At 46.3% G+C, this 21,390-nt stretch carries 19 protein-coding genes, 1 other RNA gene and 2 other annotated features; of the genes, 18 read left to right on the forward strand and 2 right to left on the reverse strand.

Annotated elements, in window-relative coordinates; all coding sequences use genetic code 11:
- Nucleotides 1-62 precede the first annotated feature (62 nt).
- The 6 genes from CHH91_RS05275 (at nucleotide 63) to ssrS (ending at nucleotide 6,662) form a co-directional block, all read left to right on the forward strand.
- Nucleotides 63-2,279, forward strand: a complete 2,217-nt coding sequence (locus tag CHH91_RS05275) for a RelA/SpoT family protein (protein WP_095222429.1) — start codon at nucleotides 63-65, stop codon at nucleotides 2,277-2,279.
- Nucleotides 2,280-2,297: 18 nt separating this feature from the next.
- Entirely contained in the window at nucleotides 2,298-2,759 is a 462-nt protein-coding gene (gene dtd, locus CHH91_RS05280; RefSeq protein WP_095222430.1) for a D-aminoacyl-tRNA deacylase, read from the forward strand.
- A gap of 80 nt (nucleotides 2,760-2,839) precedes the next feature.
- The gene (locus CHH91_RS20490) at nucleotides 2,840-3,010 is read left to right on the forward strand and encodes a hypothetical protein (protein ID WP_176465685.1); all 171 of its coding nucleotides are present in this window, start codon (nucleotides 2,840-2,842) and stop codon (nucleotides 3,008-3,010) included.
- 46 nt (nucleotides 3,011-3,056) lie between these two features.
- Nucleotides 3,057-3,275, forward strand: a binding site (T-box leader).
- 76 nt (nucleotides 3,276-3,351) lie between these two features.
- Nucleotides 3,352-4,644 (forward strand): histidine--tRNA ligase, encoded by a 1,293-nt coding sequence (gene hisS, locus CHH91_RS05290; protein WP_095222432.1) that lies wholly within the window; start codon nucleotides 3,352-3,354, stop codon nucleotides 4,642-4,644.
- Nucleotides 4,637-6,421 carry an aspartate--tRNA ligase gene (gene aspS / locus CHH91_RS05295; protein ID WP_095222433.1) on the forward strand — a complete coding sequence of 595 codons (1,785 nt, stop codon included), beginning with the start codon at nucleotides 4,637-4,639 and terminating at the stop codon, nucleotides 6,419-6,421. Before hisS ends, aspS begins: the two co-directional genes overlap by 8 nt.
- A 62-nt stretch (nucleotides 6,422-6,483) precedes the next feature.
- Nucleotides 6,484-6,662: non-coding RNA, 6S RNA (gene ssrS / locus CHH91_RS05300), on the forward strand.
- A gap of 57 nt (nucleotides 6,663-6,719) precedes the next feature.
- On the opposite strand, the gene CHH91_RS05305 is transcribed toward ssrS, so the two are convergent.
- Nucleotides 6,720-7,466: an RsfA family transcriptional regulator gene (locus tag CHH91_RS05305; RefSeq protein WP_095222434.1), complete on the reverse strand. Its 747-nt coding sequence runs from the start codon at nucleotides 7,464-7,466 to the stop codon at nucleotides 6,720-6,722.
- Between the two features lie 105 nt (nucleotides 7,467-7,571).
- Complete coding sequence (locus tag CHH91_RS05310; RefSeq protein WP_095222435.1) at nucleotides 7,572-8,840, reverse strand: replication-associated recombination protein A; 1,269 nt, start codon at nucleotides 8,838-8,840, stop codon at nucleotides 7,572-7,574.
- Nucleotides 8,841-8,998: 158 nt separating this feature from the next.
- Between CHH91_RS05310 and cymR the strand changes: the two genes are divergently transcribed.
- The 12 genes from cymR (at nucleotide 8,999) to mltG (ending at nucleotide 21,376) form a co-directional block, all read left to right on the forward strand.
- Nucleotides 8,999-9,418, forward strand: a complete 420-nt coding sequence (gene cymR, locus CHH91_RS05315; protein ID WP_095218180.1) for a cysteine metabolism transcriptional regulator CymR — start codon at nucleotides 8,999-9,001, stop codon at nucleotides 9,416-9,418.
- Nucleotides 9,419-9,433: 15 nt separating this feature from the next.
- On the forward strand, nucleotides 9,434-10,582 hold the full coding sequence (locus CHH91_RS05320) for a cysteine desulfurase family protein (protein ID WP_095222436.1): 1,149 nt from the start codon (nucleotides 9,434-9,436) through the stop codon (nucleotides 10,580-10,582).
- A gap of 5 nt (nucleotides 10,583-10,587) precedes the next feature.
- Complete coding sequence (mnmA, locus tag CHH91_RS05325; RefSeq protein ID WP_095222437.1) at nucleotides 10,588-11,700, forward strand: tRNA 2-thiouridine(34) synthase MnmA; 1,113 nt, start codon at nucleotides 10,588-10,590, stop codon at nucleotides 11,698-11,700.
- Between the two features lie 54 nt (nucleotides 11,701-11,754).
- The gene (locus CHH91_RS05330) at nucleotides 11,755-12,429 is read left to right on the forward strand and encodes a tetratricopeptide repeat protein (RefSeq protein ID WP_095222438.1); all 675 of its coding nucleotides are present in this window, start codon (nucleotides 11,755-11,757) and stop codon (nucleotides 12,427-12,429) included.
- A gap of 13 nt (nucleotides 12,430-12,442) precedes the next feature.
- A complete protein-coding gene (gene recD2, locus CHH91_RS05335) occupies nucleotides 12,443-14,782 on the forward strand; it encodes an SF1B family DNA helicase RecD2 (RefSeq protein WP_095222439.1) in 2,340 nt (779 codons plus the stop codon).
- 59 nt (nucleotides 14,783-14,841) lie between these two features.
- The gene (locus CHH91_RS05340) at nucleotides 14,842-15,042 is read left to right on the forward strand and encodes a hypothetical protein (RefSeq protein WP_093727763.1); all 201 of its coding nucleotides are present in this window, start codon (nucleotides 14,842-14,844) and stop codon (nucleotides 15,040-15,042) included.
- Nucleotides 15,008-16,108, forward strand: coding sequence for an AI-2E family transporter (locus CHH91_RS05345; RefSeq protein WP_176465686.1), 1,101 nt, complete (start codon nucleotides 15,008-15,010; stop codon nucleotides 16,106-16,108). The genes CHH91_RS05340 and CHH91_RS05345 overlap by 35 nt, the downstream gene beginning before the upstream one ends.
- Before the next feature lie 42 nt (nucleotides 16,109-16,150).
- Nucleotides 16,151-16,363: a binding site (T-box leader), on the forward strand.
- Between the two features lie 53 nt (nucleotides 16,364-16,416).
- On the forward strand, nucleotides 16,417-19,053 hold the full coding sequence (alaS, locus tag CHH91_RS05350) for an alanine--tRNA ligase (RefSeq protein ID WP_095222441.1): 2,637 nt from the start codon (nucleotides 16,417-16,419) through the stop codon (nucleotides 19,051-19,053).
- A 67-nt stretch (nucleotides 19,054-19,120) separates the two neighbouring features.
- Nucleotides 19,121-19,384, forward strand: coding sequence for an IreB family regulatory phosphoprotein (locus CHH91_RS05355; RefSeq protein WP_038561551.1), 264 nt, complete (start codon nucleotides 19,121-19,123; stop codon nucleotides 19,382-19,384).
- Nucleotides 19,381-19,809 (forward strand): Holliday junction resolvase RuvX, encoded by a 429-nt coding sequence (ruvX, locus tag CHH91_RS05360; RefSeq protein WP_095222442.1) that lies wholly within the window; start codon nucleotides 19,381-19,383, stop codon nucleotides 19,807-19,809. The genes CHH91_RS05355 and ruvX overlap by 4 nt, the downstream gene beginning before the upstream one ends.
- A gap of 13 nt (nucleotides 19,810-19,822) precedes the next feature.
- A complete protein-coding gene (locus tag CHH91_RS05365) occupies nucleotides 19,823-20,110 on the forward strand; it encodes a DUF1292 domain-containing protein (protein ID WP_095222443.1) in 288 nt (95 codons plus the stop codon).
- Between the two features lie 138 nt (nucleotides 20,111-20,248).
- Nucleotides 20,249-21,376 (forward strand): endolytic transglycosylase MltG, encoded by a 1,128-nt coding sequence (mltG, locus tag CHH91_RS05370; protein WP_286160698.1) that lies wholly within the window; start codon nucleotides 20,249-20,251, stop codon nucleotides 21,374-21,376.
- Nucleotides 21,377-21,390 lie beyond the last annotated feature (14 nt).

Consider the following 21,390-nt stretch of genomic DNA (forward strand, 5'->3'; position numbering starts at 1 on the left):
CATGTGACAGTTCAGAACCCTCGTCGCTTATGCAGACGATGAGAAGGAGTTTAACTAAAGAGATGCCAAAGGAAAAAGTTCTCACGGCCGAAGAGGTCATACAAGAAGCAGCACGATATCTGTCGGACGAGCATATCGATTTTATCCGGAAAGCGTATGAGTTCGCCGAAAAAGCGCATGAAGGACAATTCCGCCGTTCCGGTGAAGCTTATATCATTCATCCTGTTCAAGTGGCCGGAATCCTTGTTCATCTGGAACTCGATGCCGAAACGATTGCAGGCGGCTTCCTGCACGATGTAGTAGAGGATACACCTGTAACGGTCGAAGAGTTGGAAGCAGCTTTTAATGCCGAAGTAGCAATGCTCGTAGATGGCGTTTCCAAGCTTGGGAAAATTAAATACAAATCAAAACAAGCACAGCAAGCTGAAAATCACCGGAAGATGTTCGTTGCAATGGCAAAGGATATTCGGGTCATTCTGATTAAGCTTGCTGACCGTTTGCATAATATGCGTACACTGAAGCATCTGTCACCTGAAAAGCAGCGCCGGATTTCTAATGAGACACTTGAAATCTTTGCACCGCTTGCACACAGACTCGGAATCAGTACGATCAAGTGGGAACTCGAGGATACCGCACTTCGCTATATGAATCCTCAGCAGTATTATCGAATCGTCCACCTTATGAAGCAAAAGCGCGATGAACGGGAAAGCTACATCGGTGACGTGATGGATCAGATCCGCAGTCAGCTTAGTGATATAAACATCGATGCTGATATATTCGGACGGCCGAAACACTTGTACAGTATTTATCGGAAGATGGAGTATCAGCATAAGCAGTTCAATGAAATCTATGACCTGCTTGCGGTTCGAGTCATTGTGAAAAGCATCAAAGACTGTTATGCCGTTCTTGGCGTAATTCATACATGCTGGAAACCGATGCCGGGCAGATTCAAGGATTATATTGCGATGCCAAAGCTTAACCTTTACCAATCCTTGCATACGACTGTCATCGGGCCAAAGGGCGATCCGCTCGAGGTACAGATCCGTACGGAAGAAATGCATGAGATAGCAGAATACGGTATCGCAGCTCATTGGGCGTATAAAGAAGGCAAACAGCTAAACACGAGCACGCAGAAGAAATCATTTGAAGAAAAGCTGACATGGTTCCGTGAGATTCTTGATTTCCAGAATGAATCCGAAAATGCGGAGGAGTTCATGGAATCACTTAAACTCGACCTTTTTAGTGACATGGTTTATGTGTTCACACCAAAAGGTGATGTTATCGAACTTCCTTCAGGCTCCGTTCCGATTGATTTCGCTTATCGAGTTCATACAGAAGTAGGCAATCATACAGTTGGCGCCAAGATCAACGGTAAGATGGAGCCGCTTGAGTATAAACTGAAGAATGGCGATATTGTGGAAATGATGACTTCCAAGCATTCCTATGGACCATCTCAGGACTGGGTCAAGCTTGCCCAGACTACGCATGCTCGCAATAAGATCAAACAGTTCTTCAAGAAACAGCGCCGGGAAGAGAATGTTGCCAAAGGCAAGGAGCTCGTCGAGGAAGAAGTCAAGCAGTCTGGCTTCGATATGAAGCTTGTATTTACACCGGATAACCTTCGCAAGGTAGTTGAGAAATTCAACTTCACGTCCGAGGAAGATATGTATGCAGCTGTCGGTTATCAAGGTATCACAGCAGCGCAGATTACAACTAGACTAACTGAGAGCCTGCGCCGTCAGTATGAAAAAGAAGAAGTGATGGAGAAGACGATTGAAACAGCGAAGATGGCAAGTGCGTCCAAATCCGCTGCCTCAAGCCGCAAGCGGGATTCCGGGGTGCGTGTCGAGGGTGTGGATAATATGCTTGTCCGTCTTTCCAAATGCTGCAACCCTGTACCAGGCGACGAAATTATCGGCTATATAACGAAGGGAAGGGGAGTCTCTGTCCATCGTTCCGACTGTCCGAATATGCAGACAGAAGATGCGCAAACGCGTAAGCTGCATGTCGACTGGGAAAACAATGCCACCATTTCCAAGCAATATCATGTGGACTTGGAGATAACAGCCTTTGATAGACATGGATTGATGAATGAAGTACTGCAAGCTGTCAATGAGACCCGCACACAAATTACTGCTGTCGATGGCAAGTCCGACCGGAATAAGCTGGCAACAATCCATCTGACAATTTTGATTCATAATATCGGGCATCTACGGAAAATCGTAGAGCGGATCAAACAAATTAAAGATATTTATACAGTTACGAGAATGCTGCAATAGAGAAATGAGGCACAAGAGATGAAAGTAGTAGCACAGCTTGCAAAAGAAGCCAGCGTCACTGTACGTGAAGAGGTTATCGGAAAAATCGGCAAAGGCTTCATGCTGCTTGTAGGCATCACACATGAGGATACGGAGGCGGATCTTGATTATATCGTGAATAAGCTGATTCACCTTCGCGTCTTCGAAGATGCTGACGGAAAGATGAATGAGTCGCTCCTGCAAATCGGCGGTGAAGTTCTATCTATTTCCCAATTCACATTGTATGCTGATACACGGAAGGGGCGCCGGCCCAGCTTCACTGACGCAGCAAAGCCGGATATTGCCATTAAGCTTTATGAACAATTTAATCAAAAGCTTATCGAAGCAGGCATTCACGTGGAAACTGGGGAATTCGGTGCGCATATGGACGTACAGCTCATCAATGAAGGCCCGATTACCATTATCTTGGACAGTGCAGATCGACCGAACAAGGAAGCATAATGCTTTCTTGTTTTTTTGTATAAAGAATGGTTGAATCGAGAATACTAGTTGAGAAAAAATCCGAAAAAGGTGTGATCAGCTTGCGTAGCAGTGATGCACAGCAGCATGTATTCGCCGCATCCCGGCTGGATGCTGTCCGGCTTCGAGGTGAGCCAGCTTCTATGATCGACGATCCGGTTATACCGAACTTCACAGGATCACCAAACAGTATGGAACGAAAAAAATTACAAGAACGACTAAAACAATCTTGACAATCTTTCTTACAAACATGTACTATTATTACAATCTAAAGAAACCGGAAATCCGATGAGGGAAAGAGTAAGTCGAAATCACTGTGAACAGAGATCAGGCGTCATTGGCTGTAAGCGCCTGGCACAGCTTCGAACTGAAAGACATTCCTTAGGATCACTGTCGAACAACGCAGTAGACAGTGACGTAGCAGGCGTTAACTGACCAAGGTGGGATACAGCTGTATCCAACTAGGGTGGCAACGCGGGAAAAACTCCCGTCCCTTGTGTTATAAGGGACGGGGGTTTTTTGTCATTATTTTTGGAATCCGGGGATTGGGTCATTAGTCGAGGAGGTTTATCACATGGATATGAAAGCGCCAAGAGGTACACAGGATATCTTACCTGGAACATCAGAAAAGTGGCAGTATGCTGAAAAAGTACTGACAGATCTGGCAAGCAAATTCAACTACAAGGAAATCAGGGTGCCGATTTTCGAACACACGGAGTTGTTCCTTCGCGGTGTAGGGGAAACAACGGATATCGTACAGAAAGAAATGTACACATTCAAGGATAAAGGGGATCGCAGCTTGACGCTTAGACCAGAAGGAACGGCATCCGTCGTTCGCGCTTTTGTGCAAAACAAGCTATACGGTCAGCCGGAACAACCGACGAAGCTATTTTATTATGGACCGATGTTCCGCTACGAGCGGCCGCAGCAAGGTCGCATGCGCCAGTTCGTTCAATTCGGTGTCGAAGCCTTGGGAAGTGAAGATCCGGCAATCGATGCGGAAGTAATCAGCTTGGCTATGAGCGGCTATCAGCAGTTAGGTTTGAAATCATTGAAACTGATCATCAACACGCTCGGAGACAAAGAAAGCCGTGATGCACACCGCACAGCTTTGATTGATCATTTCACACCTGTCAAAGAAGAGCTCTGCAGTGACTGTCAGAACCGTCTGGAAAAGAACCCATTGCGTATTCTTGATTGTAAGAAGGACCGGGAGCACCCGAAAGTAAAAAGCGCACCATCCATCCATGATTTTCTTAATGACGAATCCAAAGCATACTTTGATGCTGTTAAAGCAAATCTGGATGCAATCGGCATTCCATATGAAGTAGATCCGAATCTTGTCAGAGGCTTGGATTATTACAACCACACAGCATTTGAAATCATGAGTAATGCAGAAGGCTTCGGTGCCCTAACAACGCTCACGGGCGGTGGCCGTTATAATGGTCTTGTCGAAGAAGTTGGCGGTCCCTCCACACCAGGTATCGGCTATGCACTAAGTATTGAACGTCTATTGTTTGCATTAGAGGCAGAAGGTATCGAATTGCCTGTTAAGACTGGAACAGATGTTTACGTCGTAGCACTTGGTGAGGAAGCTGTCCAAAAAGAAGCTGCAAGACTGACATATCAGCTGCGCTTAGCTGGTGTGACAACAGATAAGGATTATCTTGGCAAGAAAATGAAGGGCCAGTTCAAAGCTGCTGATCGCCAGCAGGCGAAGTTTGTTGTTGTTCTCGGTGAAGATGAGCTCGAAAAAGGCGTCATCTCCTTGCGTAATATGCAGGAAGGACAGCAGACTGAAGTAGCAATCAAGGAAGCTGTTGATACAATCAAACAACAGCTGGATGGAGGAAAAGCGGATGAGTGAAAGACAAAAGGCAGGTCTGCTGCGAACGAGCCATGCAGGCGAGACAGTAACAATCAAAGGGTGGGTACAGAAACGGCGTGACCTGGGCGGATTGATTTTTGCTGATATCCGGGATCGTTCCGGAATCGTGCAAGTCGTTTTCAACCCTGATGTATCCAAAGAAGCATTAGAAACTGCTGAACAAATCCGCTCTGAATTCGTTGTGAGTGTTACGGGTAAAGTTGTAGAGCGCGAAGATGCTACGAAAAATCCAAACATGGCAACTGGAGAAATCGAAGTTGTTGCAGAAGAAATCAGTATCTTGAACAAAGCAAAGAGTCCGGCATTCCAAATCGAGGATGATGTGGATGCATCCGAGGATGTCCGCTTGAAATACCGCTATCTGGATTTGCGGAGAAAACCGCTGCAGGAGACATTCCGTCTTCGCCATCAGGCAACGCAAGCGATCCGCAATTTCTTGAACGAAGAAGAATTCTACGAGATGGAAACGCCGATGCTGACAAAAAGCACACCAGAAGGAGCGCGCGACTATCTTGTACCAAGCCGTGTGCACCCAGGTGAGTTCTATGCGCTTCCGCAATCTCCGCAGTTATTCAAACAGCTGCTCATGATTTCAGGCTTCGAGAAGTATTATCAGATCGCTCGCTGTTTCCGTGATGAAGATTTGCGTGCGGACCGTCAGCCGGAGTTCACTCAAATCGATATCGAGACTTCGTTCATGTCCACAGAAGATATCATCGGCATGACAGAACGTATGATGAAGCGTGTCATGAAAGAAGTGAAGGATGTTGAAGTTCAAGTGCCATTCCCGCGCCTGCCTTACGCAGAAGCAATGGAACGCTTCGGTTCTGATAAGCCAGATACACGTTTTGGGCTTGAATTGGTAGATGTACGAGAAGCAGTGAAGTCTGCTGACTTCAAAGTATTCCAAGATGCAATCCAAAACGGCGGCCGCGTCAGTGCAATCAACGTGAAAGGACAGGCGGCGAACTTCTCTCGGAAAGATATTGATGCGTTGACTGACTTTGTTAAGATATACGGTGCGAAAGGACTTGCGTGGGTCAAAGCAGAAGCCGACGGTTCTTTGAAAGGACCAATTGCGAAATTCCTTGACGAAACTGTTCAGAGCCAGCTGAAGGACGTTCTTTCTGCTGAAGCGGGCGACTTGCTGGTATTTGTTGCAGATAAGACGAAGGTGGTCTTTGATAGCTTAGGAGCATTACGGAATAAACTTGGTCGTGAGCTTGGACTTATCGATGAAACCAAGTTCAACTTCCTTTGGGTGACAGATTGGCCTTTATTCGAATACGACGAAGAAGAAGGCCGTTATTATGCAGCGCATCATCCATTCACGATGCCAGCGGCAGCAGATATCGATAAGCTGGAAACAGATCCTTCTTCTGTCAAAGCAGAAGCGTATGACATCGTCCTTAATGGCTATGAACTGGGAGGCGGCTCGCAGCGTATCTACCAAATGGATCTGCAAAACCGGATGTTCGAAGTGCTTGGCTTCACGAAGGAAGAAGCACAGGAACAATTCGGATTCCTGCTGGATGCTTTGGAATCAGGAGCTCCTCCACACGGCGGAATTGCACTTGGTTATGACCGTTTCATCATGCTGCTATCCAACAGCACGAACCTTCGGGATACAATCCTATTCCCGAAAACTGCTTCTGCGACCGATCCATTGACAGATGCTCCAGATCCAGTAAGCAAAAAGCAGCTGGATGAGCTGTATTTGGATATCCAAAAAAAATCAGCAGGGCAGGAAGCATAATAGGCAGACTTTCCAGTTGAAAACTCTGTTTATCCATGCTAATATAGTTCCATAAACAAATAGCAATCCTGATGTGTACGTTCTTCATATGTTTTGACCGATTACAATGAAGTACGGGAGCCCGAAAGTCTTCGTGCGGCATGCAAGCCTCCATAGAGTGGACGCATAAAGTGCGAATCAGGGCACCCACCTGCGGAGAGCGGGTTCAAAACTTCAATAGGACGGCACGATCGGGATTGCTATTTTCCGTTAAAAATGAACAAAGCAGCACACACCCTACTGGGGTATGTGCTGCTTTTTATTTTGCTACTTGTTCCAAGTTGCCGTTTTTGTCCATCCGGAAAGCTGGGGGTGCGAAGGCATCCTGGTCGTCGAAGATAACCATTTTCCTAGCACGATCCATGATCTGGATAAGCACCTGATAATCAGCTTTCATCGTTTTCAGCTGATTTTTTAAGCTCTCGCATTCTTCTGTTAGCTGTGCGTTTACTTGTCGGAGACTATGGGCCTCTGCTTCCAGCTGATGAATGGTATGCCGATTCGTTTCACTAGTTTGATAACCTTGCTCCATTGATTGCAAATAGCTGATTACTTGAGATAGGTTCAGCTCATCCGCTTGCTGGCTGCTGTCGATTTCTGTTTCACTTTCAGTATGTTCACCGACAATGAATGTCTCTTGTGCAATCTCTGCTTCGAAACGTGCTGTTTCTTCATCCATTGTAATTGGGAAAGCCTGTTGTGTTTCTATTGCAGACATTGCCGGTGCAGGCTGATAAATTGGTGCAGCAGCTGGTTTCTGCGCTCGTTGTTCTGCGCGCTTTTTCTCCTTGCGCTGGCGCTTGGCTATAGCAACAGCCTGTTCGTAGCGGTTGCGAATCTCTGCGTTCCAGCGGAAGCCGCAAGCTGCCGAGGTGCGATTCAGTTTGTCTCCGACTTCATCGAAGGCTTTCAGCTGAGTGCTACCTTCCCGAATATGCCGAAGCACAGTTTCGGCCAGCAATAAGTCGTCTTCATGACTCCATGCGTCTTGTCTTACTTTAACCATATGGGCTAACACTCCATTTCTTATCTGTTAATCTACAAACATAGAAAGTAATAAAAACTGTTAGCCCTATTGTTGCCACAGACTGCTGCCCGTATACCTATAACCTTATTTTCTTTTTGTTACGCGTTCATAGACTTGTTTGAGAGCTTGTTCAAACTTACCGGTGTCAGTTGGTTCGTAATACCTTCTGTTCTTAAGAAGGTCAGGTAAGTATTGCTGCTCTACCCAAGCTCCTGGATAATCATGCGGGTATTGGTATCCGACTCCGCGGCCCATGTGTTTAGCCCCTTGATAATGGGCATCTTTCAGATGAGCAGGAACCTCGCCGACTTTGCCTGACCGTATATCCGACAGCGCAGCATTGATGCCTTTGTACGCGCTGTTTGATTTAGGAGATAAACAGAGTTCTACGATTGCATTTGCCAAAGGAATACGTGCTTCGGGGAAGCCTACGCGTTCAGCTGCCTCTACTGCTGCTAAAGCTCTGGGGCCGGCTTGCGGATTGGCGAGTCCGATATCTTCATAGGCACACACAATCATCCGGCGGCCGATGCTGTCGAGATCTCCTGCTTCGATCAAACGAGCCAGATAATGTAAAGCTGCATTGACGTCGCTGCCTCGAATGGATTTTTGAAAAGCACTCAGTACATCATAATGGGCATCACCGTCTTTATCATGAGAAAAGCTTTTCTTCTGCATGCAAGCTTCTGCTACTTCCAAATCAATGTGGACAGTCCCATCTTGTGCCGGTGTAGAGTACGCGGCAAGCTCCAGCCCATTCAACGCTGCCCGTAAATCTCCTCCTGATGCACTTGCAAAATGCTCCAATGCTTCTTTCGTTATATCCAGCTGCATGCTGCCCAGCCCTTGTTCAGGATCATCCACTGCGCGTTGAAGTGCCTCTTTTACATCTGCCGGTTCCAGACTGTTCAGTTCGAACAGATGAGATCTGCTTCGGATTGCCGGATTTATAGAATGATAGGGATTACTCGTTGTGCACCCGATCAATGTAATCAAATTACTCTCGACATGCGGAAGAAGGAAATCCTGCTTCGCTTTATCAAGACGATGAACTTCATCCAGTATGAGAACGAGCTGGCCGCTCATTTTCGCTTCTTCTACCGCGATTTCCATATCCTTTTTCTTGTCCACTACCGCATTCAGCAGCTTGTACCGAATCTGGACGCTGGAAGCAAGCGCGATGGCCATCGACGTTTTCCCCGTACCTGGAGGACCGTAAAGGATCATCGAACTCAAACGGTCCGCCTCCACCATCCGCCGGATCATCTTACCTTCACCGACGAGATGTTTTTGGCCGATGATCTGGCTGATATCCTTCGGCCGCATGCGATATGCTAATGGTTGTCTGGCCATATTTATTCCTCCATCCTGTTTCTGCTTGTCTTAGCGTATCCAGCGACCGGGGAAAATGCAAGCCACTTGCTATCCATGTTATAATATTTTCTGGTATAATAATCGTTATTGTTTTGAAAACCGAACATTACTGAGGCAGTTATGAGGAGTTTTAAGAGATGAAAATATCGACTAAAGGACGATATGGATTAACTATCATGATCGCATTAGGAAAGCATTATGGAGAAGGACCAGTCTCCTTGAAGACCATTGCGACTGAAAATAAATTGTCCGAGCATTATTTGGAGCAGCTCGCTGCACCGCTTAGGAATGCCTGTCTGGTCAAAAGTATCCGTGGCGCCAAGGGCGGCTATATGCTCGCATCAGCCCCATCAGAGATTACGGCCGGCGATATCATCCGTACGCTGGAAGGTCCGATCACACCTGTTGAGGGGATTGAAGAGGAGGAGCCGGCTAAGCAGCAGCTTTGGCTGCGCATCCGCGATGCCGTCAGGGACGTATTGGATACGACAACTTTAGAGGATCTATGCCGTCATGGAGATGATGAGAGCCAGGATCCGTATATGTTCTATATTTAATGGAGGCAAGCAGTTATGAAACCAATCTATCTTGATCACGCGGCAACATCTCCAATGCACCCGGATGTCATCCAGGCGATGATTCCGGTCATGGAGGGCACATTCGGCAATCCGTCCAGTGTTCATGCATTCGGAAGGGAAGCACGCCATATCGTGGATGTTGCACGTGAGAAGGTTGCAGCAAGTATCGGTGCAACAGATAAACAGATCATCTTCACGAGCGGGGGGACAGAGGCGGATAATATGGCACTCATCGGTGTGGCGAATGCTTGCCGTGAACAAGGTAAGCATATTATTACGACTGCAATCGAGCATCATGCTACACTACATGCAGCCAACTATCTGGAAAGTCAAGGCTTCGAGGTGACATACCTGCCTGCTGATGCGTCTGGAGCAATTAAGCTTGCCGATCTGCAAGCAGCACTACGACCGGACACGATACTTGTCTCTGTGATGATGATCAATAATGAAACAGGTGTCATGCAGCCAATCCAAGCGATTGGTGATCTGCTACAATCCCATCCTGCTTATTTCCATACAGATGCTGTCCAAGCCTATGGAACCGAGGAGATTGATGTCCATACGCTCGGAGTTGATCTTTTGAGTGTATCGGCACATAAAATCAATGGACCAAAGGGAATAGGCGCTTTGTATGCAGCCGATGGTGTGCGTATCAAGCCAATCACCTATGGCGGGGAGCAGGAGCGCAAACGCCGTGCGGGAACAGAAAATGTCGCCTCCATCGTCGGTTTTGGCAAAGCAGCAGAATTGGCAATGCAGAAAAGAACGGAACGTAAAGCAGCGTATCAGCTGCTTCAAGATACGTTCATTTCTGAATTGAAGCTTTCAGGAATCGACTTTTTCATCAATGGAGAGGCAGGTCAGCGATCCGCTGGGATAGTCAATATCAGTTTTCCGGGGACTAATGTAGAATCTCTGCTGATGAACTTCGACTTATCCGGTGTTACTGTATCCAGCGGCAGTGCGTGTACAGCAGGCTCCGTCGATCCGTCGCATGTTCTGAAAACGATGTACGGTGAAGATGACCGTGTTACAAACAGTATCCGTTTCAGTTTCGGATATGGCAACACAGCTGAATCCGTCGCAGAGGCTGCCCAGACAGTCGCTGCTATTATAAAACGTCTAACAAAAGGAAAGGAGTGACAAAGATGAAAGAAAACAAAGATATTCGTGTCGTCGTCGGTATGAGCGGCGGTGTCGATTCTTCCGTTGCTGCCCTTTTGCTCAAACAGCAAGGGTACGACGTAGTCGGCATCTTCATGAAAAACTGGGATGATACGGATGAAAATGGCTTCTGTACCGCTACAGAAGATTTCGAAGATGTTAAAAAAGTTGCTAACCAAATTGGTATTCCATATTACGGGGTGAACTTCGAAAAGCAGTATTGGGATAAAGTATTCACATACTTCCTGGAAGAATACAAAGCTGGACGTACACCGAACCCGGATGTTATGTGCAACAAAGAAATCAAATTCAAAGCTTTCATGGATCACGCGATGTCTCTTGGAGCCGACTATTTGGCTACAGGACATTATGCGCAAGTCGAAGAGCGTGACGGTAAAACTGTTATGCTCCGCGGTCTGGATGAAAACAAAGACCAAACGTATTTCCTGAACCAGCTGACAGAATCAACTCTTTCTAAAGTTATGTTCCCGCTAGGCGGAATGGACAAGAAAGAAGTGCGCCGTATTGCAGCTGAGAACAATCTTGCAACTGCGACGAAAAAAGATTCCACTGGTATTTGCTTCATTGGTGAGCGTAATTTCAAGAGCTTCTTAAGCGAGTACCTGCCAGCACAGCCTGGTGTCATGTCCACATTGGATGGGGTTGTGAAAGGGAAACATGACGGTCTCATGTATTATACAATCGGACAGCGTCAAGGTCTTGGTATCGGCGGCGAAGGCGAACCATGGTTCGTAGTCGGAAAGAACCTGAAAGAAAACATTCTTTATGTAGAACAAGGCTTCGATCATGACAGTCTGTACTCCGATGCCTTGATCGCTACTGATATGAGCTGGGTTTCCGAAACAGAACTAGCAGAACCGATTACGGTAACGGCTAAATTCCGTTACCGTCAAAAAGACAGCAAAGTGACGGTAACACCGATCGGTGAAAACAAAGTACGCGTCGATTTCCATGAACCGCAGCGCGCAATAACACCAGGACAAGCAGTCGTCTTCTATGATGAGGATGTATGTCTTGGCGGCGGTACGATCGATGATATCATCAAGAACGAACAACAGCTTGAATACGTCGGTTAAAACAGAAACCCTTGTCTTATGGCAAGGGTTTCCCTTACATAGAGGAGTGAAGGAATGGATCATATTAAATCAGGAATAGAAGCTTTGCAGAAGCAGGATTTAGAGGGAGCTGCCAAGCATTTTAATATAGCTATCGAAGAAAACCCAAACGATCCAGTTGGATATGTCAATTTTGGCAATTTGCTGATGCGGATGAATGATTTAGAGAAAGCAGAACGCTTCTTCCGCCGTGCCATTGAGCTTGATGAGAGAGCTGCAACTGCTTATTACGGTCTGGGGAGTATGTATTATACTGGTGAAATGTATGAGAAAGCAATTCAGCAGCTGATGGAAGCAGTGAAGCTCGGTCTGGATGAAGGGGATGTTCATTATCTCCTTGGTATGTCCTTACAGCAGTCTGGACAGGAAAAGCTTGCACTTCCTTATTTGCAGCGTGCCGCAGAGCTTGAGGATCGCGATGCTGCTATCGTTTTCCAGTACGGATTGGCACTTGCAACCGCAGGGGAAATCGATACCGCACAACAAGTGCTGCTTGACCTGCTGGAATGGAGTCCAAAGCATAGTGATGCCCTTTATAATGTAGGTGTCGCGTATTTGTATCAGCAGCAGTTTGAACAAGCGCTCGCATATATGGATAAAGCGCTCGAAGCACAGCCTGATCATGAGATGGCCATGCACGGAAAGGCGCAAATAGAACTGATTATGGAGCAAATCGAGAACGAAGAGTAAGGAGCACAGGCGTATGGAATATGGGGAGACTGCCGAAAGCCCGAAAGGCTTTGTGAAAGGTGAATTATTGCATACGATTTTCCGGAAAGAAGAAGAACAGTTTTCCATTATCCGGATCAAGGTATTGGAAACCAACGAGACGATCGAAGAAAAGGATATCGTCATCAAAGGATATATCGGAGAATTGGACCAAGGCGAGCCTTATCTGTTTTATGGTTCGATGGTCAGTCATAAACGATTCGGTGAACAGTATGAAGTGACGGAGTACAAGCGGTATGTACCCGAAACGAAGGACGGGCTCATCCAATACCTATCCAGTGATCTGTTTTATGGAATTGGAAAGCGGATTGCGGAGAGAATTGTAGCGAAGCTGGGTGAAAATGCGATAGCGGATGTTCTATCGAATCCGGATTTGCTGGATGGTATCCAGGGACTGAACGATGAGAAGAAGGAGCGCTTCCTCCACGACCTTCGTACACATCAAGGCTTCGACCACGTGATGGTGCATCTGTCGAAGTACGGCATCGGGCTGAAGCTTGCCCAGAAAATCTATAAAGTATACCGGGATGAAGCAATCAAAGTATTGGAGAAGGATCCGTACCAATATGTATTTGATATTGAGGGATTTGGATTCCACCGGGCGGATGAAGCTGCTCGTAAGAATAACCTGGCGATGGACCATGACAGCCGGCTACAAGCCGCATGCTTGATGGTGCTGCAAGACAGCATGCAGGCAGGTCATGTTTATTTGCCGAATGAAGAAGTGCTAAAACAGGCAGCAGTCCTACTTCGCAGTGCGCAATTCGGTATTAGTGCAGACCAAATCGAAGAACAGCTTGGTGTTTTGCATGCACAGAAAAAGGTTGTCAAACAGGAAAATCGTGTTTACCATCCGATGCTTTACTTTGCGGAAACTGGTTTTTGCAGCCATATGCAGCGCTTAACGGAGAAAGATACTGAGACGGAAATTGTTCAGGCAGAGCTCCTGAAGATAATTGGCAAGCTTGAGGAAGCGGAAACGATCAGTTACGGGAAAGAACAGTTCGAAGCAATCGAGCAGGCGCTGCAATCGAAGGTGATGATCTTGACTGGGGGACCTGGAACAGGTAAAACGACGGTTATCAAAGGATTCATCAAAGCGTATGCGGAAATACACGAACTTTCGCTTGATCCAAATGACTATAAAGATAAAGATGAGAGTTATCCATTCGTCTTGACTGCTCCAACCGGACGTGCGGCTAAGCGGATGCATGAGTCAACGAATATTCCGGCCAGCACGATCCACCGGTTGTTAGGTTGGGACGGTAACGACTCATTCGAGCGGGATGAAGATAATCCGCTAGCTGGAAGGCTGCTGATCGTCGATGAATTTTCCATGGTCGATATTTGGCTGGCAAACAGATTGTTCAAAGCTATTCCTGATGATATGCAAGTACTGCTTGTCGGAGATGAAGATCAGTTGCCTTCGGTTGGTCCAGGGCAGGTACTGTCGGATTTACTTCGTTCAGAGGCTGTACCTCGTGTGATGCTGAAAGATGTGTATCGACAGAAAGAAGGCTCCAAAATCATCACGATTGCCCATGCTATCAAGAACGGGACATTATCACAAGAACAACTGGAAAAGGACAAGGATTTCAACTTCATTCCTTGCCGGGAGCATCAAGTGGTAGATGTCATCACCCAGATTGTTGGCCGTGCCGTCGAAAAAGGCTGGGATATGCGTGATGTCCAGCTGCTGGCTCCGATGTATCGTTCGCAGGCAGGTATTCATGAATTGAATAAGCAGCTGCAGCAGCTGGTCAATCCAAAGGACAAGCAGAAGCGGGAAATGGCAGCAAAAGACGTTATTTTCCGAAAAGGTGACAAGGTCATCCAGCTTGTCAATGATCCGGAAGAAGGTGTCTTCAATGGAGACATTGGAGAAGTTGTCGCTTTGTTCCGCGAAGAAGAAAATATCGAGCAGAAGGAGCAGCTTGTTGTTGCATTCGAGGAGAAGGAAGTCGTCTACGAAAGCAAGGATTTATCGAATTTGATGCATGCGTATTGTATCTCGATCCATAAATCCCAGGGCAGTGAATTTCCAATCGTTATTTTGCCTGTCGTGCCAGGATATCGCAGAATGCTCCGCAAAAATCTGTTGTACACCGGGATTACGAGGGCACAGCGTTCTTTGATTCTAGTTGGGGAAAAACAGGCATTTCTGCAAGGAATTCAAACAGAAGATACGAACCAACGCTATACTTCCCTCGTGGAACATCTGGGTGGTTTCCACGAAGCTGGGGATGACATCGATCGGATGCTGCGTGAGGCAGAAGCAGAGCAGGAAGATATCTCTCCATACGATTTCATGTAGTATATACAAGGAAATAATTGGACATTCTAACATGTAAAAAGGATTTGGAGTGATCCAACATGTTGAAATGTCCGAATTGCAGCAGCAAAGATATCGGAAAGATAGGACCGGAACAATATTATTGCTGGGGCTGTTTTATTGAATTGTCGTATAAAGATGAAATGCTCTCCCTGCATCAAGTAGAGGAAGATGGCTCGTTAAGTTCCCTTGATGATTTGTTCACAGATGAAGAACGGAAATGCGACGGCGCATCATTCTAGTAATATGAAAGAGGCATCCCGTCTTTATCGTGTTCTCCTTTGGATGGTGACGATAGTCGTCGCCTTGCTGCTTTGTTTTCTGCTGATCAAGCTATACCCATTTTATCGCTCGTTTCTCCTATTTTTAGGCGGACTATTCCTGCCTTTCATCATTGCAGGTTTGATTGCTTATTTGCTTCATCCGATCATCGATTTTCTTGCGTCGTGGCGACTGCCGCGCTGGCTGTCCATTTTGGTTATATATACGCTGTTTTTTGGTCTTACTGGATTCCTGCTTTACAAAGGCTTCCCGGTATTGATCAGTCAGGTAAAGGAATTCAGTCATAATTTGCCGGCATTGACACAGCGCTATGATCATTATGTGCAATTCATGTATGAACGGACAGCGTTCCTGCCGGAAACTGTACATGATCAAATGGACGCTGTTTTACAAGGCTTGGAACAGCGAGCAGAAGTGTTTCTAAAAGATCTCTTGCATATATGGAATAAGCTGCCGCAAGTAGTCATTTTTCTTGTCGTTACACCAGTCATCGTTTTTTATATGCTGAAAGATACGGATAAAATAGGCAATGCCGGTCTCTCGCTGCTGCCACGCCGTTACCGCAGCAGAGTTAAAAGCTTAGTGCTGCGTATAGATAATAATCTAGGCTACTATATTCGCGGAGTCCTGCTTGTGAGCTGCATTGTCAGTCTTCTGACTTGGACTGCATTCACGCTGATCAAACTGCCATATTCCTTGGTGCTCGCTTTATTGGTAGGAGCAACGAACATCATCCCATACTTCGGTCCGATCATTGGGGCAGTTCCTGCTATACTCGTCGGCATAACTATCAGTCCGAAAACGGCTCTCCTTGCTGGAATAATGGTTTTTATCATTCAATTGATAGAAGGGAACCTGCTTTCTCCCTTCATCGTCGGAAAAAGCATCCATATCCATCCGCTTCTTATTATTTTTGCTTTACTAGTAGGCGGGGAGCTTGGGGGTATAATCGGTATGATCGCTGCTGTTCCTTGTCTCACAATAATCAAAGCCTGCTTGGATACAGCAAAGGAGACGGATGTTTGACAAAATCCGCTTTTTTATCTATACTAACGCTTAGATTTATAGCGAAAAGCGATGAAGGTACAAGTACATGACGTCCTTTTATTAAGAGAGGAGATTCCTTGGCTGGAAGAATCTCCATAAAAGTGTGATGGAAAGCTATACCGGAGCTCTAAGTTAATCCTTATCGGCTGCGCACCGTTATCCGCGTCTAAAGGTGATAGACCATTTTCCGGTCTATAATCAGGGTGGTACCGCGATCATACTCTCGTCCCTGCATATGGCAGGATCGGGAGTTTTTTGTGTGTTTACATAATAAAGGAGGCATTTTTATGGAAAGATTAACGTCTGCTGAAGTAAGACAGAAATTCCTCGATTTCTTCAAGGAGAAAGGACATAGTGTCGAGCCGAGTGCTTCACTTGTGCCGATAGAAGATCCTTCGTTGCTATGGATCAACAGTGGCGTTGCAACACTGAAGAAATATTTTGATGGGCGAGTTGTGCCAGAGAATCCGCGTATCGTGAATGCACAGAAAAGCATCCGTACAAATGATATTGAGAATGTAGGCTTTACTGCCCGCCATCATACGTTTTTCGAAATGCTTGGAAACTTCTCGATCGGAGACTATTTCAAGAAGGAAGCAATCCTTTGGGCATGGGAGTTCCTAACAGATAAAAAGTGGATTGGTTTTGATCCGGAACGTCTATCTGTAACGGTTCACCCGGAAGATGAAGAAGCGTATCAAATGTGGCGTGATCTTGTTAAATTGCCGGAAGAGCGAATCATCCGTACAGAAGAAAACTTCTGGGATATCGGAGAAGGCCCGAGTGGTCCGAACTCTGAGATTTTCTATGATCGCGGAGAAGAATACGGCAACGATTCATCTGACCCAGAGCTTTATCCAGGCGGTGAAAACGAGCGCTATCTGGAAATCTGGAACCTTGTATTCAGTCAATTCAACCATAATCCGGATCACACATACACACCGCTTCCGAAACAGAACATCGATACAGGGATGGGTCTGGAGCGTATGGTTTGTGTCATTCAGGATACGAAAACGAACTTCGAAACAGATCTTTTTATGCCAATCATCGAGAAGACAGCTACGTTTGCGACAAAAGCGTATGGTGAGACAGCAGCAGACGATACGGCATTTAAAGTTATTGCCGATCATATCCGGACTGTATCCTTCGCTATCAGTGATGGCGCGCTTCCTTCCAACGAAGGCCGCGGCTATGTACTGCGCCGTCTGATCCGTCGCGCAGTACGCTATGCGAAGAACATCGGTATTGAAAAGCCATTTATGAAACAGCTAGTACCGGTCGTTGGTGATATCATGGATGCCTTCTACCCGCAAATACTCGAAAAACGTGAATTTATCGAGACAGTCATTCAGACAGAAGAAGAGCGTTTCCATGAAACGCTTGCGGATGGTCTGACTATCCTGAACCGGATCGTAGCAGAAGAAAAGGAGAAAGGCAGCAATGTCTTCCCTGGAACCGAAGTATTCCGTCTCTATGATACGTATGGCTTCCCGAAAGAGCTGACAGAGGAATATGTCAGTGAAGAAGGCTTCACAATCGATGAAGCAGGTTTCGAACAAGAAATGAAGCAGCAGCGTGAACGTGCGCGTGATGCACGCCAGAAAGTGAACAGCATGCACGTGCAGGATAGCGTTTTGCAGGAAGTGGAAGCAGAAAGCACCTATGTCGGTTATGATCGTACAGAAACGGATACAGCTATCCTTGCGATCGTAAAAGATAAGCAGCTTGCTGATGTAGCGGTTGAGGGAGACGAAATTTTCTTCATCCTGGAAGAAACGCCATTCTACGCAGAAAGCGGCGGACAAGTAGCCGATGAGGGCTGGGTGACGACCGAGACAGCGACAGTATTCGTACAAGCAGTCAAGAAAGCGCCAAAAGGACAAAATCTGCATCAAGCAGTAGTGAAGCAAGGACAGATTCAAGTGAAGGAAATCGTCCATGCAAAGGTTGATACAAGCAGACGTCAGCACGTAGTAAAGAACCATACTGCTACGCATCTATTGCATCAGGCTCTAAAGGATGTATTAGGTACACATGTCAACCAGGCAGGATCTTTAGTTGCGCCTGATCGTCTTCGATTCGACTTCTCTCATTTCAATGCGGTAACAAAAGAAGAATTGGAAAAGATAGAGGAAATCGTCAACGGAAAAATCTGGGATGAGCTTGCTGTCAGCACGTCTTATCAAAGCTTAAGCGATGCGAAAGAGATGGGCGCGATGGCGCTGTTCGGTGAGAAATACGGTGATGTTGTACGTGTTGTTCAAATCGGTGATTACAGCCTGGAGCTATGTGGCGGTGTGCATGTTCGAAACACGTCCCAAATCGGCCTATTCAAGATTGTTTCCGAAAGTGGTATTGGTGCTGGCACGCGCCGAATCGAAGCAGTCACTTCAAAAGAAGCTTACCGGTACACACAGCAGCAGCAGCAGATTCTTTCACAAGCTGCAGCAGAACTAAAAACATCAAACGAACAAGTACCTTCCCGAATCGAAGCGTTATTTGCGGATCTTAAGGAAGTTCAGCGTGAGCGCGACAGCCTGCGCAGCAAACTGTCCCAGCTCGAAGCTGGCAACATCTTGGATAAAGTAAAAGAAGTAAAAGGTGTTAAAGTGCTTGCTGAACAAGTGGATGTAGCAGATATGAACCAGCTGCGCGGTATGGTCGATGATCTGAAACAAAAGCTTGATAGCGGTGTTATCCTTCTGGCTGCAACAGCAGAAGGCAAGGTACAGCTGGCCGCTGGTGTATCCAAGGACTTGATCGGACGCGGTCTGCATGCAGGCAACCTGATTAAAGAAACTGCCAAACGCTGCGGCGGCGGCGGTGGCGGCCGTCCGGATATGGCGCAGGCTGGCGGTAAGAATCCGGAGCAGGTTCCGGATGCACTTGCATATGCGGCAGTTTATGTCGAAGAGCAGCTTTGATTTTCCAAATCCGACAGAAAAGTATATACTGAAAAAAAGACTGGCAATTTAAGCGAGGTGGCTTCACTTGAGTTCGATGGATAAAACGATGAAATTCAACTTTCCGGAGGAACCGATGGACGAGAATGTCCGGGAAGTACTAATGTCCGTATACGAAGCATTGCGGGAAAAAGGATACAATCCGATTAATCAGATTGTCGGCTATCTGCTGTCTGGGGACCCAGCTTATATTCCACGGCATAAAGATGCCAGAAACCTGATCCGCCGTATGGAGCGGGATGAGATTGTGGAGCAACTGGTAAAATTTTATCTGGAACAGAATAAATCATGACTGACATACTAAAGACGATGGGATTGGATGTCGGATCCAAAACGATCGGTGTGGCAATCAGCGATGGACTTGGCTGGACGGCACAGGGTCTGACTACAATCCATTGGAATGAAGCAGATTTTGAAACAGCAAGGAATGAATTGGAGCAGATCATTCAGCAGCATGATGTACAGAGAGCTGTCATTGGCTTGCCGAAGAATATGAATGGTACAATCGGTCCAAGGGGAGAGGCTTCACAAGTCTTCTCCCAATGGATCAATGAGGAATTCAAGATCGAAACAGTGCTTTGGGACGAGCGTCTGACGACGATGGCAGCTGAACGAGTACTGCTTGAAGCCGACCTCAGCCGTAAGAAACGCAAGAAAGTAATCGATAAGATGGCAGCAGTCATGATTCTGCAGGGCTTTCTGGATTCGAAACAATAAGGAGTGTAGCCATATGGCATTGGAAGAAAAAGAACGTATCATCATCCCGGACGAAAATGGGGAAGAACATTTATTCGAAGTCTTGTTCAATTTTGACGTGGATGAAACAGGACACTCATATATTGCGGTCGTACCGGCTGAACAAGCTGATGCGGACGATGAAGTCGAAGTGTTCGCTTTCCGCTATGAAGAAAAAGGCGATGACAAGGATCTGACATTATTCCAGATCGACACAGAGGAAGAATGGGAAATGGTCGAAGAAATGCTGAATACACTTACTGATGAGGAAGACGGCATCTAATTTGTAATAGGCAGTCCTCTCTTTCCGACAAGGCAGAGAGGATTTTTTCTTGCAGCTTTATCCGCATAAATTGTCGGACGGGTGGAGACCCGCTTGACGTTTGTTGTATAATAAGGCGGATAAAGGAGGAAAGATAGCTTGACTGCCTCGAATGATGATCTTTTTCAACAGAATCGGGACAGAAGAATGGAGGAAGCAAGCGTCGTGCGGAAAATAGTTTTAATGATCATATCCGTAATAATCGTACTTCTATTGATTGGTGCACTCGGAACCTTTATCTACGTGAATGCCAGTATGAAAGCTGTCGATTCAGACAATGATACAACACAGGTTGTCGAAGTTCCTATGGGAGCTACTGCTAGCTCAATCGGTAAATCCCTGGAGGAGCAAGGTCTGATTAAAAATGCTTTCATCTTCAGGCTGTATGTGAAGTTTTCTGGTGAAGCCAACTTCCGCGCGGGGAACTATGAGCTTTCCCCTTCCATGTCCATGCAGCAGGTCGTCGATGAATTGAACGATCCAGAGGCGGGGAATACCCCCTCTGCATCTGCTGCTGTTCCGGAAGGATCCGATATCGAGGAGATCAGCGTAATCCTGTCTGGGTCATTAGGAATAGACCAGCAGGCTTTCCTGGATAAGATGAAAGATGAAGCTTATATCAAACAGCTCATTAGTGAATATCCGGATTTTCTTACGGAGGATATCTTGAATAAAGATATACGTTATCCGCTTGAAGGATACTTATTTGCGGCTACTTATAACTTTACATCCTCAGATGACATCACTGTAGATAAGGTGGTTCATATGATGCTGGATAAGTCTCAGCAGATTATTTCACCATATTTGGATGGATTCAAACAAAAGAAATTGAGCGTGCATGAAGCGTTGACATTCGCTTCGCTTGTCGAGAACGAAGCAAGGAATGAAGATGAGCGGAAAAAGATTGCCGGAATCTTTTATAATCGTCTCGCAGATGATATGAGGCTGCAGACGGATCCTACTGTGCTGTATGCATTAGGAGAGCATAAATCCCGCGTGTATTACAAGGATTTGGAAGTGGATTCACCTTACAATACATATCAAATAAAAGGGCTTCCTGTCGGCCCGATAAGCAACTTCTCAGAGAATGCGCTCGAAGCCGTCGTCCAGCCGGAAGAATCCGATTATTTGTATTTCCTCGCCGGAGACGATGGAGAAATTTATTATGCACGGACATTCGATGAACATGAAGAATTGATTGAGAAGCATATGCACTTGGATGAGTAAGCAGGAAAAGTGAG

This window comes from Virgibacillus sp. 7505, from assembly GCF_002272135.1.
Classification (GTDB): domain Bacteria; phylum Bacillota; class Bacilli; order Bacillales; family Amphibacillaceae; genus Terribacillus.

Bases quoted from the DNA above. Each gene is read 5' to 3' on its own strand.
- CHH91_RS05275 (WP_095222429.1), top strand. From the start codon at position 63: ATGCCAAAGGAAAAAGTTCTCACGGCCGAAGAGGTCATACAAGAAGCA.
- dtd (WP_095222430.1), top strand. From the start codon at position 2,298: ATGAAAGTAGTAGCACAGCTTGCAAAAGAAGCCAGCGTCACTGTACGT.
- hisS (WP_095222432.1), top strand. From the start codon at position 3,352: ATGGATATGAAAGCGCCAAGAGGTACACAGGATATCTTACCTGGAACA.
- aspS (WP_095222433.1), top strand. From the start codon at position 4,637: ATGAGTGAAAGACAAAAGGCAGGTCTGCTGCGAACGAGCCATGCAGGC.
- CHH91_RS05305 (WP_095222434.1), bottom strand. From the start codon at position 7,466: ATGGTTAAAGTAAGACAAGACGCATGGAGTCATGAAGACGACTTATTG.
- CHH91_RS05310 (WP_095222435.1), bottom strand. From the start codon at position 8,840: ATGGCCAGACAACCATTAGCATATCGCATGCGGCCGAAGGATATCAGC.
- cymR (WP_095218180.1), top strand. From the start codon at position 8,999: ATGAAAATATCGACTAAAGGACGATATGGATTAACTATCATGATCGCA.
- CHH91_RS05320 (WP_095222436.1), top strand. From the start codon at position 9,434: ATGAAACCAATCTATCTTGATCACGCGGCAACATCTCCAATGCACCCG.
- mnmA (WP_095222437.1), top strand. From the start codon at position 10,588: ATGAAAGAAAACAAAGATATTCGTGTCGTCGTCGGTATGAGCGGCGGT.
- CHH91_RS05330 (WP_095222438.1), top strand. From the start codon at position 11,755: ATGGATCATATTAAATCAGGAATAGAAGCTTTGCAGAAGCAGGATTTA.
- recD2 (WP_095222439.1), top strand. From the start codon at position 12,443: ATGGAATATGGGGAGACTGCCGAAAGCCCGAAAGGCTTTGTGAAAGGT.
- CHH91_RS05340 (WP_093727763.1), top strand. From the start codon at position 14,842: ATGTTGAAATGTCCGAATTGCAGCAGCAAAGATATCGGAAAGATAGGA.
- CHH91_RS05345 (WP_176465686.1), top strand. From the start codon at position 15,008: ATGAAGAACGGAAATGCGACGGCGCATCATTCTAGTAATATGAAAGAG.
- alaS (WP_095222441.1), top strand. From the start codon at position 16,417: ATGGAAAGATTAACGTCTGCTGAAGTAAGACAGAAATTCCTCGATTTC.
- ruvX (WP_095222442.1), top strand. From the start codon at position 19,381: ATGACTGACATACTAAAGACGATGGGATTGGATGTCGGATCCAAAACG.
- CHH91_RS05365 (WP_095222443.1), top strand. From the start codon at position 19,823: ATGGCATTGGAAGAAAAAGAACGTATCATCATCCCGGACGAAAATGGG.